Here is a 13,541-nt window from a genome sequence, read left to right as displayed (position 1 = left end):
ACTCCGGAATGCAGCCCTCCGCCGACTCCCTCCAGATCGGCAACTACATCGGGGCGCTCATGCAGTGGCGCGACCTGCAGCAGGCGTACGACGCGTTCTTCTCCGTCGTCGACCTGCACGCGCTGACGCAGCCGAACGATCCGGCGGAGCTGCGCGAGAAGACGCGGCGCACCGCGGCGCAGTACATCGCGGCCGGTATCGAACCGTCGAAGTCGACCCTGTACGTGCAGTCGCACGTCTCTGCCCACGCCGAACTGCAGTGGATCCTGTCGACGCTGACCGGCTTCGGCGAGGCCGGGCGGATGACCCAGTTCAAGGACAAGTCGCAGCGGTACGGCACGGATGCCACCAACGTCGGCCTCTTCACGTATCCCGTGCTGATGGCCGCCGACATCCTGCTGTACCAGACCGATATCGTGCCCGTCGGCGATGACCAGAAGCAGCACGTCGAGCTGACGCGCGATCTCGCGGAGCGCTTCAACTCTCGCTACGGCCAGGCCTTCACCGTGCCCACGCCCGTCATCCAGAAGGACACGGCACGCATCTACGACCTTCAGGTGCCGACGGCGAAGATGTCGAAGTCGGCCGAATCGGATGCCGGTGTGCTCTGGCTGCTCGATGAGCCCTCGGCATCCGCCAAGAAGATCATGCGCGCCGTCACCGACTCGGAGGGCTCGGTGCGATACGACCGCGAGAACAAGCCGGGCGTGTCGAACCTGCTCGTGATCTACGCCGCCCTGTCGGGGCGCCAGATCGGATCGATCGAGGACGAGTATGCCGGTCGCGGCTACGGAGATTTCAAGAAGGGGCTGGCGGACGTGGTCGTGAACGAGTTCGGGCCCGTGCGGGAGCGCGCGCTCGAGCTGCTCGCCGACCCGGCCGAACTCGACCGGGTGCTGGCAGCGAACGCGGCGCGCGCCGACGAGGTGGCCGACGCGACCCTCGCCGACGTGTACGACAAGGTGGGTCTCCTCCGCCGCGTCTAACCGCTGCCGCGGGCGGGTCAGATCGGAGGGGTTCTGCCGTTCGGAGGGCGAATCAGCGGGAACGGCTTTCCGAAGCGCTGAAGTCCTCCGGTGCGCCGGGCCGGCCGCCGCGCCGGCGGCGGTTCACGCACGGCGCCGCCGCCCACGCCGTCACATCGCGGACGGATAGGGTCGGGGCATGCAACCGGTCACTCTGTCCACCGCGCGGCTCGTGCTGTCCGTTCCGACGGAAGAGGACATCGACGCGATCTTCGCCGCGTGCCAGGACCCCGACGTGCAGCGCTACACGACCGTTCCGTCGCCCTACCGCCGGGAGCATGCGGAAGGTTTCGTGGAGAAGACTGCCGCCTGGTGGGATGCCGGTTCCGAGGCGACGTGGGCCGTCCGCCGTGACGGCGTGCTCGCGGGGATGGTGGGGCTCCACCGGCTCGGGCGCGGACACGGCGAGCTCGGGTACTGGATGACCGCCGGAGCCCGCGGCCAGGGGCTGCTGACCGAGGCGGCGCGCGCCGTCATCGACTGGGGGTTCTCCCCCGACGGCCTGGGCCTCGCTCGGATCGAGTGGCGCGCCGTCACCGGCAATATCGCGTCGGCGCGCGCCGCCCGCACCCTCGGGTTCCGCTACGAGGGCCTGCTGCGCCAGGCACTCCTCCACAGCACGGGACGCCGCGACGACGCATGGATCGCCGGGCTCCTTCCGGGCGACGACCGTACCCCGCAGGACTGGCCGGTCCTGACGGCCTGACCGCGCCGCCGTGCTCACGACCTGACCGGGAGTCGGCGCGCAGTGGCAGGATGGCGTCATGCCTGAGATGCCGGAGGTGCAAGGTCTCGTCGACTTCCTCGACGGGCGGCTGCGTGGCCGGTCGGTCACGAAGGCGACCGTGGCGAACATCGCCGCCTTGAAGACATACGACCCGCCCATCGACGCACTGAAGGGCGCGACGGTGACCGGAGCGCGCCGTCACGGCAAGTTCATCGACATCGAGACGGATGCCGGAGCCGACGCCGGCGTGCCGCACCTGATCTTCCACCTGGCGAAGGCGGGCTGGCTGCGCTGGTACGACGAGCTGCCGGGGACCGTCATCCGTCCGGGCAAGACGCCCATCGCCCTGCGCGTCGGCTTCGATGACGGCTCCGGTTTCGATCTCACCGAGGCGGGCACGAAGAAGTCACTCGCCGTCTACGCCGCGCGACGTCCGGGCGACGTGCCGGGCATCGCCCGCCTCGGTCCCGACCCGCTCGATCCCGGTTTCACGCGCGAGACCCTCGCCGATCTCCTGGCGGGCCGACGCACGCAGATCAAGGGCGTGCTGCGCGACCAGTCGGTCGTCGCCGGCATCGGCAACGCCTACTCCGACGAGATCCTGCATGCGGCGAAGATGTCGCCGTACGCCCTGGCGGCGACCCTCGCCGACGCCGAGGTGGACCGGCTGTTCGCGGCGATCCACGACACTCTCGCCGATGCGATCGCCACGGCATCCGGCAAGCCGCCGGCGGAGCTGAAAGACGCCAAGCGGCGCGGGATGGCGGTGCACGGCAGACGGGGCGAGGCGTGCCCCGTGTGCGGCGACGAGGTGCGGAGCGTGTTCTTCGCCGACAACAGCCTCGAGTACTGCGCGACGTGTCAGACGGGCGGGAAGATCCTCGCCGACCGCCGCCTGTCGCGGTTGCTCAAGTAGACGTCACTCCGTGGTGCCCATGAGGATGCGGGCATCCTCGTCGACCCAGTCGATCGACTTCGTGACGGCCTTCTTCCACTGCCGGTAGCGGCGGGCACGCTCGTCGGCATCCATCTTCGGCTCGAACCGTGCGCCCTCCTTCCAGTGCGTGCGCAGCTCGTCGCGGTCGCGCCAGACGCCGACGGCCAGCCCGGCGGCGTACGCCGCGCCGAGCGCCGTCGTCTCGACCACTTCGGGCCGCACGACGGGGATGCCGAGGATGTCGGCCTGGAACTGCATGAGGGCGTCGTTGCGGGTCATGCCGCCGTCGACGCGCAGCTCGTCGAGCGTGTGACCCGAGTCCGCCTGCACGGCCTCGATGACGTCGCGGGTCTGGAAGGCCGTCGCCTCCAGCGCGGCGCGGGCGATGTGGCCCTTCGTGACGTAGCGGGTGAGGCCGACGAGAGCGCCGCGCGCGTCGGGGCGCCAGTAGGGGGCGAAGAGCCCGGAGAAGGCGGGGACGAAGTAGGCGCCGCCGTTGTCTTCGACGGTCGCGGCGAGCGACTCGACCTCTTCCGAACTGCGGATGATGCCGAGGTTGTCGCGAAGCCACTGCACGAGAGAGCCGGTGACGGCGATCGACCCTTCCAGCGCGTAGCGGGCGGGCTCGTCGCCGCAGCGGTAGGCGACGGTCGTGATGAGCCCGGCGCGTGAACGCACGAGTTCGGTACCCGTGCCGACGAGGAGGAAGTTGCCCGTGCCGTAGGTGTTCTTCGACTCGCTCGCGTCGAACGCGGTCTGTCCGAACGTCGCGGCCTGCTGATCGCCGAGGATGCCGGCGATGGGGATGCCGGTGAGCTCACCGACGGAGACGTCGCCCACCACCTCCGACGAGGAGCGGATCTCGGGCAGCATGGCGCGCGGCACGCCCCAGACCTCGAGGAGCTCGTCGGACCAGTCGAGGGTACGAAGGTCCATGAGGAGGGTCCGGCTCGCGTTCGTGACGTCGGTGACGTGGATGCCTCCGTCCGCTCCGCCCGTGAGGTTCCACACGACCCAGCTGTCGGGGGTGCCGAAGAGGAGATCGCCGGCTTCGGCCGCCGCACGTGCACCCTCGACGTGGTCGAGGAGCCATGCGAGCTTCGACGCGGAGAAGTAGGTCGCGAGCGGAAGGCCGGTCTGGTCGGCGAACGCGTCGACACCGCGCGCGGAGATGAGCCTGTCGACCGCGGGCTGGGTGCGGGTGTCCTGCCAGACGAGCGCGTTGTGCACCGGTTCGCCCGTGTGCCGGTCCCAGACGACCACCGTCTCGCGCTGGTTGGTGATGCCGAGGGCCGCGATCTGCGAGGCCTCCAGCCCGGCGTCGTCGAGCGCCTGCGCGAGCACCCACTGGACGTTGGTCCAGATCTCCGACGCGTCGTGCTCGACCCTCCCCGCCCGCGGGAAGATCTGCTCGTGCTCGCGTTGCGCCGAGGCCACCGGTGACCCCGAGGCGTCGAACACGATAGCCCGCGTCGACGTCGTTCCCTGGTCGAGCGCGATCACATGGCTGGACATCGTCGTCTCCTCTTCACGGACTTGCCTGCACGGCCCCGACCGGCCCGTTCTCAGCGGGAACGGGTCGAGGCATGCTCTGCCACGCTATCGCGTGGTGCTCTCCACACGGTCGGACGCGTCGGGCTCGGCGGCGGGCTCCGCGGCGCGCACGGCAGCGAGCGCCCGGGCGACCTCGGCCTCGGTCTGCGCATCGTCCCAGCCGAGCACGGGCGCGATGACCGCGGCGACCTCCGCCGCCACCGCCGCGCTGGCGTGACCGACGAACGCGATGCTCGTGCGCCGCTGCAGGACGTCGTCGAGGTGAGCGACGTGCTCGGTGCGGGCGAGATGACGGAGTTCGCCGGTGCTGTACGTCGGAAGGGTGTCGAGGGGCCGGTCGTCGTCGCCGAGCGCGGCGATGACGTCGGCCGCGACGGTGCCGTACCGGTCGAGCAGCCGTGCGGCCCGGTCGATGCCGAGGGCGCGCGCGTGCGGTTCGAGCCACTGGCGCCGCGCCCGCTCGTTCTGCGGGTAGCCCGCACCGCCGCCGATCGGCATCCCCTTGGTGCTCGACCGACGCGGAACGGCGAGCAGGTCCATCACGCGGTCGGCCAGGTGTGCCGCCGACGCGCGGAACGTCGTCCACTTGCCGCCGACGAGGCTCAACACCCCGGGACCGGCGTCGCCGCCGAGCCGCTGCATCTCGATGCGGTAATCGCGCGAGACGAAGCCGGGAGCGAGGTCGCCGTGGCCCGGGAGCGGGCGGACGCCGGAGAAGCGGTGGACGATCTGCGAGCGGTCGACGCGGATGCCGGGAAAGACGTGCCCGATGAGGTCGAAGAAGTAGTCGACTTCCGCTTCGGTGCACACGATCGGGTCGCCCATGTCGTGTTCGAGGTCGGTCGTGCCCACGAGCACGCGGCCCTTCAACGGGTAGATCAGCACGATCCGCCCGTCGGAGTGCTCGAAGAACAGCTCCCGACCGCCCGTGGCCGCGAGCAGTTCCTCGTGGTCGAGGACGATGTGGGATCCCTTCGTGCCGCCCATGTATCGGGTGGGGTCGCCGAGCGCCGCGTTGGTGAGGTCGGTCCACGGTCCCGACGCGTTGACGATGACGGATGCCGTGAACGCGAACTCCTCGCCGTCCTCGCCGCGCAGGAGCACCTTTCCGTCCTCGGCGCCGACGGCCGCGGTGTAGTTCGCCGCGCGTGCCCGTTCGCCTCCCGCGGCGACGCCGTCGCGGAGCACGTCGATCGCCAGCCGCTCGGGGTCGTGGAGCGAGGCATCCCAGTAGGTCGCCGTGTAGCGCACGGTGGGATCGAGCTGGGGAAGCTGCTCGAGCGACCGGCGCCGCCCGTGGAAGGTGTGCCGGGGCACCGTGCCCCGGCCGAGGAGCCCCCCGCCGCGCGAGAAGGAGTCGTAGATCACGAGTCCGATCTTGATCAGCGCCGCCCCGCGCTCGCGCGGCTTGCCCCCGCCGTGACGCAGGAAGCGCAGCGGCGCGGACAGGATGCCGGACAGCGTCGAGTAGATGGGGATCGTCGTCTGCAGCGGCCGCACGTAGTGGGGCGCGATCTTCAGCAGCCCGTTGCGCTCGGTGACCGCCTCGTGGACGAGACGGAACTCGCCGTTCTCGAGGTAGCGGATGCCTCCGTGGATCATGTGGCTCGAGGCCGCCGAGGCACCGGAGACGAAGTCGTCGCGCTCGACGAGGGCGACGTCGACGCCCTGCAGCGCCAGGTCGCGGAAGGTCGCCAGGCCGTTGATTCCGCCGCCGATGATGAGGACGTCGGCGTAGGGACGGCGGGCGAGATCGGCGTGCGGGCGAGGGTGCGAGGTGTCGTGTGAGGTCATGAGTGTTCCCGTATCGAGGCTACGCGGTGGCGGCGACGTCGAGCGCGCGGACGTCGAGGAGGAGGGCGTTGCCCGGCGAGAGCAGCGGGACGGCGAGCGCCCCCGCCGCGAGGACGGCGCCGGGCAGGTCTATGCCGGTCGCGATCCACGGCGGCGGGGCGTCTTCGATGGCGTGCGCGGGCACCCCGAAGTCCACGACCTCGACCCGGTACACGGCCGCGGGATCGAGCCCGGGAAGCGTCAGCGGTGCCGGCAGCGCCGCGTCTGCGCTGTCGAGTGCGGCGTAGCAGTACAGGGCGCGGCGACGATCCGGAGCGACGACGCCGTGCAGGAGCGCGCGGTCGCCCGGAAGGTCGGCGTGCACCGTGCGGCCCGAGTGGAGGAAGTCGCGGTGTGCGCGGTAGTAGTGCGCCCAGCGGGCGATCGCGGCGCGGTCCGCGTCGCTCACGCGGGTGAGATCGCTCTCGATTCCGGCGTGGAGGAACAGGGCCGTCGCGAGACGGAAGGAGAGGGGCGAGACCCGCCCGGTCGTGTGCGCGCGGGCATCTCCCACATGGGCACCGAGGTACTCGGGGGGCAGGAGGAGTCCGGTCCACTGCTGGATGCGCTGGCGCACGAGGGGGTCGTTGGTGTCGCTCGTCCAGAAGCGGTCGGCGTGGCGCACCATTTCGAGGTCGATGCGCGCACCCCCGGAGGCGCACGACTCGAACTCGATGTGCGGGTGGGAGCGACGGAGGTCATCCAGGAGGGAGTACACGGCCCGCACCTGCGCGCCGCTGTCGTCGACGAGGAGGTCGCGGTTGTGGTCCCATTTCACGAACGAGATGGGGTACTCGCGGAGCAGGGCGTCGATCGCGTCGAAGAGGTGCGTGCGCACGTCGGGCTTCGTGAGGTCGAGCACGTGCTGGAAACGCCACGTCGGCGTGGCGGGATCGCTCAGCAGCCAGTCGGGGTGGGCGCGCGCCAGCTCGGAGTCCAGGCTCACCATCTCGGGTTCGAGCCACAGCCCGAACTCCATGCCGAGACCGCGCACATGATCGACGAGCGGCGACAGGCCGTCGGGCCAGGACTGCGCATCGACGGTCCAGTCGCCGAGCGCCCGCGTGTCGTCGGTGCGGCCCGTGAACCACCCGTCGTCGAGCACGAAGCGCTCCGCACCCACGTCGGCGGCCGCACTGGCCAGCTCGGTGAGCCGGGTGAGATCGTGGTCGAAGTAGACCGCCTCCCACGTGTTCACGGTGACCGGGCGGGGTCTCATCGCGCCGCGCGTCTCGCGGACCCAGTCATGCGACCGGGCGGCCACGGCATCCAGCCCTTCGCCCGACCACAGGGCGAACACGTCGGGTGCGGTGTACACCTCGCCCGGGGAGAGGCGGAGGCCGCTCAGGCGCTCGCCGGCGCCGATCACGGCCGCGCCCAGGTCGGAGCGTTCGAACCACAGCCGCTTGTCGCCGCTGAAGGCCAGGTGCACCGCCCACACCTCGCCGCGGGAGAAGCCGAAGCCCGGGGTACCCGCGACCATGAGGAACGGGTCGTCGTGGCCGCCGCGACCGTGGCGGGTCTCGCGCAGCCACACGCCCTGCGCGGGTTGGTGGCGTTGCGGCGTCCGCTCCCCCGACCACCTGCCGGAGAAGTCGAGCACCTCGCGCGCCCGATCCGGCACGGGGAGCACGACGCCCACGTCGGCGAGCGCGAGATCCTCGCTCCCGTCATTGGTGACGGTCGTGGCGATGTGCAGGATGCCGGAGGAGGTCAGCTCCCACCGAGTGTCGATGCGCGCCGCCCCCCACCCCACGGATGTGTCGATCCGCTGGGCGCCGACGGCGGTCGCGCCGAGCAGCGCGGGGCGAGCAGGGCGGCCTTGAGCGCGAGGGACCTGGACCGCCACTGGCGGCCTACCCGTCCACCCGTCGGCGATGTCGGGGAAGACGGAGAGCGAGAACGGGACGTCGATCGAACTCGGCGCGATCGCCGGCACGCGGGCCTCGGCGAACGCGGCGAGCGCGGTCGGGTCGAGCGGGCCGAGGTCGGCGCCCCAGTGGAGGATGCGGGGCACCCGCGTGCCGCGGGCATCGAGCACGACGCTGACGCCCGCGGCACGAAGGTGATGGATCATCTCTCGATTATTCCGCGACCGGAATGGACTGCGCCTTGAGGGCGGCGATCGTGGCCGTCTGCCCCTTCTCCAGCGCGTCCGCGAGGGTCCCCGAGCCGGCGACCGCCGACTTGAAGCCGTCCGACACGTCGGCGTAGGTCTGCGTCATCGTCGGGCCCCACACGAAGTCGGGGTTGACCTGGCCGGCGGCCTCAGCGAAGACGTCGTAGATCTTCTGCCCGCCGTAGAACTCGACGCCCTCCTGCAGCACGGGCAGGTCGAGACCCGCCTTGGTGGCCGGGTAGATCGCCGCGGTGGCGTTGAGCGACGTGAGCGCCTCCTCCGAGGAGTTGAGCCACAGCGCGAACTTCGCGGCCTCGTACAGGTGGTCGGTGCCCTTGAACACCGCGATGGACGAGCCACCCCAGTTGCCGGCGGCCGACTCTCCCGCGTTCCACTGGGGCGACGGGGCGACCGACCAGTTGCCCGCCGTGTCGGGGGCGCCGCTGGCGATCGAGTTCGCTCCCCAGACCGCGGAGTTCCAGGTCCAGACCTCGCCCGAGTTGTAGGCGTTGTTCCACTCGTCGGTCCACGCGGGATAGGTGGAGACCAGATCGTTCGCGATGAGGTCCTGCCAGTAGTCGGCAACGGTGACCGATGCGTCGCTGGTCAGATCGACCGTCCACTGGTCGCCGTCGTTGCCGAACCACTGACCGCCGGCCTGCCACACGAAGCCCGCGAACTGGTTGATGTCGGTCTGCGAGAAGTTGGTGATGTACCCGCCGAGGTCGCGGATCTTCTCGGCCGCAGCCTTGTACTCCTCCCACGTCGTGGGCACGGCGATGCCGTTCTCCTCGAACAGGTCGCTGCGGTAGAACAGCGCCATCGGACCGGAGTCCTGCGGCACGCCGTAGACCTCGTCGTCGGTGCCGAGGCTCACCTGACCCCACGTCCAGTCCACGAACTGGTCCTTGGCGGCCACGATGTCGGCGCAGACGCCGAGGTCTTCCAGCCCGTCCTGGACGCGGAAGTTGGGGATCGCGTCGTACTCGATCTGGCCGAGGTCGGGGGCGTTGCCGGCCTCGAGCTGGTTGAAGAAGTTCTGGTAGGTGCCGGCGTTGCCGGAGGGGCCCGTCTGCACCTCGACCTGGATGTCGGGGTTCGCCTCGTTCCAGATCGCCACGGCATCCTCGATGCCCGGGATCCAGGAGGTGAACGTCAGGGTGACCTTGCCCTCGGACGGCTCGCAGGCGCCGGCAGCGTCGCCGGTGTCTCCTTCGCCTTCGGTGCCGGAGGAGCAGGCCGCCAGCGTGAGCGCCAGCGTGGCGGCGACCGCCAGACCGGCGGCTCTCTTCATGTGTCGCATGATCTCTCTTTCTTGGTGGGACGTGCAGGGTTTCCGGCTGGTACCGACCGGTTCAGGACTTCAGCGCTCCCGCGCCCAGACCTGAGCGCCAGTACCGCTGAAGAAGCAGGAAGGTGATGATGAGCGGGATGATCGACAGCAACGCGCCGATGAGCACGAACGTGCGCAGCTCGGGGAACTGGTTGATCGTCGAGTTCCAGGCGTAGAGGCCGTAGGTCACGGGGAAGAGCTCGTCGCTGCGCAGCATGATCAGCGGCAGGAAGAAGTTGTTCCAGATCCCGACGAACTGGAAGAGGAACACCGTGATGAGCGCGGGCACCATGAGCCGGATGGAGACCGTGAAGAAGGTGCGGATCTCACCGGCCCCGTCGATGCGGCTCGCCTCGAGGAGCTCGTCGGGCACGCTCGCCTCGGCGAAGACTCGCGCAAGGTAGACACCGAACGGACTGACGATGCTCGGGAGGAAGACGGCCCAGAACGTGTTCGTGAGCTGCACCTGGCTGAAGAGGAGGAACAGCGGCAGAGCGAGGGCCGTCGCCGGCACGAGTACGCCGCCGAGCACGACGTTGAAGATGAGCTCCCGCCCGGGGAACCTGTACTTCGCCAGCGCGTAACCGCACATTCCCGCCAGGAGGGTCGCCACGAGGGCTCCCCCGCCCGCATAGCCGAGACTGTTGAGGATCCAGCGCAGGTAGACGCCGCCGTCGTACTCCAGGAGCCCCGACAGGTTCTCGCCGAAGTTCGCGTCGGCGAACCACAGCGGGTTGGTCGAGAAGAGATCGCCGCGGCTCTTGGTCGAGGCCACCAGCAGCCACCACACCGGCACGAGGAAGTACAGCGTGAAGACGACCATGATGAGCATGGCCACGCCGCGGGAGAGCGGGTTCTCCCGCGGACCGCGTGCGCGAGAGGACCTGTCGGAACCTCGCGAGCGCGACGAGCGCGACGTCGCCGTCGCGGGGAGGTCGACCGTGCGGCTCATGCGTCTGCCTTCCGTCGAGTGATGCGCAAGAACGTGAACGACATCGCGAAGGTCGCGAGCGCGAGGACCACGGAGAACGCGGCGGCGAGGCTGACGTTGGGGATCGCGGAGGTCGCGTAGATGGTCATGTTCGGGGTGTAGGTGCTCGTCACCGCCGAGCTGAACGAGCGGAAGACCTGCGGCTCGGCGAGCAGCTGCAGCGTGCCGATGATCGAGAGGATCGCGGTCAGCACGAGCGAGGAGCGGACCATGGGGATCTTGATGGACCACGCGATCCGCAGCTGGCCCGCGCCGTCCAGGCGTGCGGCCTCGTACAGGTCGGTCGGGATCGCCAGGAGCGCGGAGTAGATGATGAGCATGTTGTAGCCCACGAACACCCACGTGACCACATTCGCGATGGCCCACAGCACGAGCTCGGCGGAGAGGAAGTCGACCGACCCGGTGAGCACCGCGAAGGGCGACAGGTTCGGGGAGTACAGGAAGCCCCACATGATCGCGGCGATCACGCCGGGGACGGCGTAAGGCACGAAGAAGGCCAACCGGAAGAACCGCTTGCCGCGCAGGAGCGGGGAATCGAGCAGCAGCGCGAAGACGAGCGCGAGCCCGAGCATGACGGGAACCTGCACGATGCCGAACAGGAGCACCCGCCCGACCGACGACCAGAACGGCTCGCTCTGGAACACCAGCGCGTACTGCGCGAGCCCGCCGAAGACCTCTCGCGCCTCGCCGAACGTCCCCTCGCGCTCGACCACCATGAGCGACTTGGCGACGGCGTACCCGATCGGGATCAGATAGAAGATCACGAACAGCGCGGCGAACGGCACGACGAAGAACGCGATCGCCGACTTGTGGTGGACCTTCCCTCGCCCTCTCGTGCGTCGGGAGCGGTCGGTCGTGATGAGTGCCTCGGTGGCGGTCATCGCACGGCATCCTCTCGGATCACTCGGACGGCACCGGCGGGAACGCGCAGTTCTCCGGATACATCCGTGCCCGTGACCAGATCGTGGCCTCGGGCGGGAACGACCGCGTCGGACGCGGTGTGGTTGATGATGAAGCGGTAGCCGCGGTCCTCGCTCGCGCGTCGGATGATGTCGACGCCGGGGGCGGCTCCCTCGAGACGCTCGACGCCCGCACCGCGCAGCACGTCGTCGACGATGCGGTCGAGGCCCCGCGCGTCGGGGAGGGTCGCGAGATACCAGGCGTCGCCCGACCCGCGCGTGCCGGAGCGGCGCGTGAGGGCCGGTGCGCCGTCGGCGGGTCCGCCGTCGAACCGGTCGCGCACGTCGCAGTCCACGGCGACCACCCGCTCGGTCCACAGGGAGGCGGAGGTGCCCGACGTGAGCGAGACGGCATCGCTCGGCAGCAGCGGGGCGAACTCCTCGACACGGATGCCGAGCAGGTCGGTCCAGACGGCCGGATAGCCACCCGGTCGCACGCGATCGTTCTCGTCGACGATGCCGCTGTAGAAGGTGACGAGCAGGTGTGCGCCGGCGCGCACCGCATCGTCGACCACGGCGGCATGCGCGTCGCGCACGAGGTGCAGACCCGGAACGACGATCAGCCGATACCCGTTGAGCGGCGCCCCCGGGGCGACGACATCGACCGTCGCGCCGGCCTCGCGCAGCGCGCGGTGGGTGGCCCACACCTGGTCAAGGTAGGCGACCGACTCGCTCGGGCGGTTCTCGGCGTCGAAGGCCCACCAGGCCTCCCAGCTGAACAGGAGTGCGACGTCGCCGGAAACCCGGGTGCCGGCCACTTCGCCGAGCCGGCCCAGCACGTCGCCGAGCTCCTGCACCTCGGCCCACAGACGCGACCGGGTGCCGGTGTGCGACACGAGCGCGGAGTGGAACTTCTCCGAGCCTTGCAGCGATGCCCGCCACTGGAAGAAGCACACCGAGTCGGCGCCCCGTGCCACGTGCTCGAGGGAGTCGCGGAGCATCTGTCCGGGGAGCTTGGCCAGATTGTGGGGCTGCCAGTTCACCGATCCCGTGGCGTGCTCCATGAGCATCCACGGCGCACCGCCGGCGAGTCCGCGCGTGAGGTCGGCCGCGAAGGCCAGCTCGCCGTGGGGATCGGCGAGCCGGTGGTCGAGGTAGTGGTCGTTGGCGATGATGTCGACCTCGGGCGCCCACTGCCAGTAGTCCAACTCGCGGATGTGCGCCGTGACCATGAAGTTGGTCGTGACGGGCAGGTCGCTGTGGCGGCGGATCACCTCGCGCTCCGCGGCCAGGTGGTCGCGGAGCTCGTCGGAGCTGAACCGCGAGAAGTCGAGCACCTGCGACGGGTTGCGCGTGGAGAGGGTGCGGCGAGGGGTGCCGATCTCCGCCCAGTCGGTGTAGCGCTGCGACCAGAAGCTCGTCCCCCACGCGCGGTTGAGCTCGGCGATCGTGCCGTAGCGGGCGCGCAGCCAGCGACGGAACGCGGCGGCGCTCTCGTCGCAGTAGCAGTGCGCGTTGTGGCATCCGAGTTCGTTGGACACGTGCCACAGGGCGATCGCGGGATGCCGGCCGTAGCGCTCGGCGACGGCCTCGGCGAGCGCGAGGGCCGCCCGCCGGAAGATCGGCGAGCTCGGGCACCAGGCCTGCCGACCGCCCGGGTAGCGGCGCGTGCCGTCGTCGGCGACGGGCAGGATATCGGGGTGGCGCGTCGTCAGCCACGGCGGCGGCGATGACGTACCGGTGCCGAGGTTCACGCGGATGCCGTTCGCGTGGAGGAGGTCGATGATCTCGTCGAGGTTCGTGAAGTCGAACGAGCCGTCGGGAGCCTGCAGGTCGGACCAGCCGAAGATGTTGATGGCGACGAGCGAGACGCCGATCTGGCGCATGAGCGCGACATCCTCCCGCCAGACCGCGGGGTCCCACTGCTCGGGGTTGTAATCGCACCCGAAGTCGATGCCGCGCGGCACGTACGGCGTCCGCGCTGAGGTGCGCTGGGCGTCGACCAGGGCCAGGTCCACGAGATCTCCTTCGATGTCGTCGACGATGTGTGCACGTGCACAGATTCGGAGGTCGAAGTTCGGCTCTGAGCTTCTGTGAACGTACACAGAATGGCATCCGCGCTC

Annotated in this window: 10 protein-coding genes; 3 read left to right on the top strand and 7 right to left on the bottom strand. The window is 70.0% G+C overall.

Annotated features, from left to right (window positions below):
- The first annotated feature begins 8 nt into the window (after window positions 1–8).
- From trpS to P0Y48_00605, 3 genes are all read left to right on the top strand, one after another.
- The gene (trpS, locus tag P0Y48_00615) at window positions 9–986 is read left to right on the top strand and encodes a tryptophan--tRNA ligase (GenBank protein WEK14971.1); all 978 of its coding nucleotides are present in this window, start codon (window positions 9–11) and stop codon (window positions 984–986) included.
- A gap of 178 nt (window positions 987–1,164) precedes the next feature.
- Window positions 1,165–1,731 (top strand): GNAT family N-acetyltransferase, encoded by a 567-nt coding sequence (locus P0Y48_00610; GenBank protein ID WEK13746.1) that lies wholly within the window; start codon window positions 1,165–1,167, stop codon window positions 1,729–1,731.
- Between the two features lie 58 nt (window positions 1,732–1,789).
- Window positions 1,790–2,668, top strand: coding sequence for an Fpg/Nei family DNA glycosylase (locus P0Y48_00605; GenBank protein WEK13745.1), 879 nt, complete (start codon window positions 1,790–1,792; stop codon window positions 2,666–2,668).
- Between the two features lie 3 nt (window positions 2,669–2,671).
- On the opposite strand, the gene glpK is transcribed toward P0Y48_00605, so the two are convergent.
- The 7 genes from glpK to P0Y48_00570 all read right to left on the bottom strand — a co-directional run bounded on the left by glpK (window position 2,672) and on the right by P0Y48_00570 (window position 13,436).
- Window positions 2,672–4,204: a glycerol kinase GlpK gene (gene glpK, locus P0Y48_00600; GenBank protein ID WEK13744.1), complete on the bottom strand. Its 1,533-nt coding sequence runs from the start codon at window positions 4,202–4,204 to the stop codon at window positions 2,672–2,674.
- A gap of 84 nt (window positions 4,205–4,288) precedes the next feature.
- Complete coding sequence (locus P0Y48_00595; protein WEK13743.1) at window positions 4,289–6,037, bottom strand: glycerol-3-phosphate dehydrogenase/oxidase; 1,749 nt, start codon at window positions 6,035–6,037, stop codon at window positions 4,289–4,291.
- Between the two features lie 19 nt (window positions 6,038–6,056).
- A complete protein-coding gene (locus P0Y48_00590; protein WEK13742.1) occupies window positions 6,057–8,153 on the bottom strand; it encodes an alpha-galactosidase in 2,097 nt (698 codons plus the stop codon).
- Between the two features lie 7 nt (window positions 8,154–8,160).
- On the bottom strand, window positions 8,161–9,498 hold the full coding sequence (locus P0Y48_00585; GenBank protein ID WEK13741.1) for a sugar ABC transporter substrate-binding protein: 1,338 nt from the start codon (window positions 9,496–9,498) through the stop codon (window positions 8,161–8,163).
- Between the two features lie 52 nt (window positions 9,499–9,550).
- Window positions 9,551–10,480: a carbohydrate ABC transporter permease gene (locus tag P0Y48_00580; protein WEK13740.1), complete on the bottom strand. Its 930-nt coding sequence runs from the start codon at window positions 10,478–10,480 to the stop codon at window positions 9,551–9,553.
- Window positions 10,477–11,400, bottom strand: a complete 924-nt coding sequence (locus P0Y48_00575; GenBank protein WEK13739.1) for a sugar ABC transporter permease — start codon at window positions 11,398–11,400, stop codon at window positions 10,477–10,479. Before P0Y48_00575 ends, P0Y48_00580 begins: the two co-directional genes overlap by 4 nt.
- Complete coding sequence (locus P0Y48_00570) at window positions 11,397–13,436, bottom strand: beta-galactosidase (protein ID WEK13738.1); 2,040 nt, start codon at window positions 13,434–13,436, stop codon at window positions 11,397–11,399. The genes P0Y48_00575 and P0Y48_00570 overlap by 4 nt, the downstream gene beginning before the upstream one ends.
- Window positions 13,437–13,541 lie beyond the last annotated feature (105 nt).

This window comes from Candidatus Microbacterium phytovorans, assembly GCA_029202445.1.
Taxonomy (GTDB): domain Bacteria; phylum Actinomycetota; class Actinomycetes; order Actinomycetales; family Microbacteriaceae; genus Microbacterium; species Microbacterium phytovorans.
The sequence above is the reverse complement of the archived record's forward strand: the minus strand, read 5'-3'. Positions and strand labels throughout refer to the sequence as shown.